This is a genomic window from Rhodomicrobium lacus, from assembly GCF_003992725.1.
Taxonomy (GTDB): Bacteria; Pseudomonadota; Alphaproteobacteria; order Rhizobiales; family Rhodomicrobiaceae; genus Rhodomicrobium; species Rhodomicrobium lacus.
In genome coordinates, this window is record NZ_RZNF01000009.1 from 1 (window position 1) to 383 (window position 383).

Genomic DNA, 383 nt, shown 5'->3' on the forward strand with positions numbered 1-383 from the left:
GCACACGGCGACCTGTATGAGCGACCGTATGATTGAGGAGTTGAGGACGGTTTTTATGGCGTGGGCGATGGCCTTGAAGACGCGGCTGAAGACCTTGCCGATGGCCTTGAACAGGCCGGAGAGGAAGTATCCGCTTGGGTCCGTGAAGGAGAGCGGGTTGTTCTGGACGTAGGTGTAGGGGTTCAACGCCTGCAGGTTGGTGGCGTCCTGGATGAACGGATCGGCGGAGAGGAAGCGGCCGAGTTCGGGGTCGTAGACCCGCCCGTTCATGTGCACGAGGCCGACCTCGTCAAGCTGCGGGTTTCGCGCCGCTACCGCGCTTCGCGCTGCTTGAGCGGAGCCGGTATAGCCGCGCGCGATCTTGCCCGACTGCCAGAGCGCGA

General features: G+C 63.2%; 1 protein-coding gene. It reads right to left on the reverse strand.

The window, feature by feature from the left end:
• A partial coding sequence (locus EK416_RS09460) for an RHS repeat-associated core domain-containing protein (RefSeq protein ID WP_164729952.1) occupies positions 1-383 on the reverse strand: 383 nt, incomplete at both ends.